At 41.3% G+C, this 2955-nt stretch carries 3 protein-coding genes; all 3 read left to right on the top strand.

The annotated features are described in order from the left end of the window. Positions 1-521: amidohydrolase family protein (locus tag WBN20_RS12780; protein WP_424281970.1), on the top strand; the 521-nt coding region annotated here is incomplete at its 5' end. A 23-nt stretch (positions 522-544) separates the two neighbouring features. After that, a complete protein-coding gene (locus WBN20_RS12775) occupies positions 545-1702 on the top strand; it encodes an alpha-hydroxy acid oxidase (RefSeq protein WP_424281969.1) in 1158 nt (385 codons plus the stop codon). A gap of 382 nt (positions 1703-2084) precedes the next feature. Continuing rightward, a partial coding sequence (locus tag WBN20_RS12770; protein ID WP_424281967.1) for an MraY family glycosyltransferase occupies positions 2085-2955 on the top strand: 871 nt, incomplete at its 3' end.

Below are 2955 nucleotides of genomic sequence, written 5' to 3'. Positions count from 1 at the left end.
TAAGACATATTGTACAGGAAGAACCGGATCCTGAGTTTATGCTTAGAAAAGATTTTCAGAATGGTATAGGGCTTTTGGCCAAATTTGGACTTACCTATGATATTCTGGTCTACCCCAATCAGTTGGCTGCTGCAGTACTATTGACAAGGGCTTTCCCTGAACAGAAATTTGTGCTGGACCATATCGCCAAACCGAGGATTTCTGAAGGCCCGGATAGCGAATGGGTGCACCACATGAAGGAATTGGCTTTAAATCCTAATGTAAGTTGTAAAGTTTCGGGCATGGTTACTGAAACAAAGAATTTTAAATGGCAACAGCAAGATTTTTCCCCTTTTATGGAGGTAGTGATGGATGCTTTTGGATGGCAACGTCTTATGTATGGTTCGGACTGGCCGGTATGTCTATTGGGAGGAAGTTATAAGGAGGTGTTAACCATAGTTAAGGATTATATCAGTAAATTATCTGACAAAGAAAGAGCAGGAATCATGGGGTTAAACGCAGTAAGTTTCTATTCCCTTTAACTTTAGTAGTTCATATCATATAAATGAGAAATAAAAAAGCGATAAAGTTTAATACCAAATACCCTTCTATTGAGGACCTCAGGGAAAGAGCCAGGAGCCGGATCCCCGGATTTGCCTTTGATTACATGGATGGGGGTTGCAATGAAGAAGTGAACCTGCGAAAAAACACCTCCGAAATCCGGGAAGTGGAATTAAAACCAGATTATTTAACGGAGTACAAAGGGTTCAACATGGAAACCGAGCTTTTTGGTCATACCTACAGCGCCCCTTTTGGAATTGCGCCCGTTGGGCTTCAGGGTCTTATGTGGCCCAATGCTTCTGAAATACTGGCAAAGGCCTCGCTGGACTTTAATATTCCTTTTATCCTGAGTACAGTAACCACTATGAGCATAGAACGTGCCAGTGAACTTACAGAAGGCCGGGCCTGGTTTCAGCTATATCATCCCAGGGAGAATGAGGTATGTGATAATATCCTTGCAAGGGCAGAAGCTGCTGCCTGTCCGGTACTTGTTTTGCTCTGCGACGTTCCTACTTTTGGGTTCAGGCCAAAAGAGATCCGGAGCGGCCTGTCTATGCCACCCAAAATGACGCTTAATAATGTGTTGCAAATCCTGGGAAAGCCAAATTGGGCACTTCAGACCTTAAAACACGGGCAGCCCAATTTTGAAACTTTAAGGCCTTATATGCCAAAAAATCTCAACCTGAAACAACTGGGTTTATTTATGGACCAGATGTTTTCGAAAAGGATGAATGAAGAGAAAATTGCTCCTATCCGGGATAAATGGAAGGGTAAAATAGTACTAAAGGGAGTAGCCACCGAAGCCGATGCAGAAAAGGCTATAAAACTGGGTCTGGATGGCATTATTGTCTCTAACCACGGAGGCAGGCAATTAGATGCCGGCGAATCTACCATAAAACCTATGACCCGGATTGCTAAAAAGTACGGCGACCAGATTACGGTGATGATGGATAGTGGCATTCGTTCCGGCCCGGATGTAGCACGGGCGTTGGCAAGTGGGGCAGCTTTTACATTTATGGGGCGCTCATTTATGTATGGGGTAGCTGCACTTGGTACAGAAGGAGGGGGCCATACTATTTCGCTGCTGCAAACACAATTACAACAGGTAATGGAACAATTGGGTTGTAACAAGACAAAAGATTTTCCACGGCATTTGGTTTGATCAGGCAGTTGTTTACAATTAACTATTCAACGCGAACGATGTATTGTCTTAGAATTTCAAAGCAACATTCCATAGGGCATTATTAAATTCACATTTTCGCTGCTTATAATTTGTCATTTTAAAGGAATTAATTTGGAAAAATCACCTTTTGATAAATTGTGTATAAAAGTTTGAAAAAGAGATTCTATAAAAAGATTTATTTGTTAATTTTCAACCAAAGATTACAAAGGCCGGGAGCATTCACTTACAAAGTATTAATGTTCGAGGGACCAATTTAATAGGGAAACACAAATAACAGTTCTTAGCCAGTGATCAATTGAAGATTAGGAATTAAATAGTACCAACACCTTAAATTATAACAGGAATTACTTTGTACCCCACTATGACGTATTTCTACGATTTTATGTTGAACCCTTACATACTTGCCTTTTTGGGAGGGTTATTGGCATTTGTACTGGCCAATAGAATTATCCCGGTAATAATTTATACGGTTCGTGCAAAGAATCTGATGGATGAACCCGGGGACCGCAGTGTGCATTCAACAAAAACTCCAACCTTAGGCGGCGTTGGAATGTTTGCTGCATTTGTGGTATCCCTGATACTATTTGGAGTAGTAGTTGGCTTGGAACGCCCCGACCTGCTTAAACTTTTAGGCCTGGTACTCGCTACCATAATACTTATGTTTCTTGGGATCAAAGATGACCTTATTGCCCTGGCGGCAAGGAAAAAGTTCCTGGGACAGCTTATTTCCACGGCTATAGTCATATTCCTGACCGATGTCAGAATTACCAGTTTTGAAGGACTTTTGGGTATTGGGGAATTACCTTATCTGGTGTCTGTATTGTTTACCGTTTTTGTATTTATTTTGGTGATCAATGCGTTTAACATGATTGATGGAATAGATGGTTTAGCGGGCGCCATTGGAATAATTGTGAGTCTGTCATTTGGCTTGTTCTTTCTCTTAAATAAGGATTTTCTGATGGTATTGGTTTCTTTTAGTTTAATTGGAGCCATTACTGCATTTTTACGATATAACCTGTCCGGTACCCAAAAGTTATTTATGGGAGATTCGGGCTCTATGGTAATTGGCTATTTACTGGCATATCAGGGGATACGCTTTCTGGAGTTAAATTTAAGCGGATCATCCTCGTTTACCATTAATAACGGACCGGTACTATTGCTGGCGGTTTTATCCTTTCCACTATTGGATACCCTCAGGATTTTTATAATCCGGGCTAAAGATAGGCGAAGCC

The sequence above is a fragment of the Eudoraea sp. genome (assembly GCF_049665975.1).
Lineage (GTDB): Bacteria > Bacteroidota > Bacteroidia > Flavobacteriales > Flavobacteriaceae > Eudoraea.
This window is presented reverse-complemented; position numbering and strand designations above follow the sequence as displayed.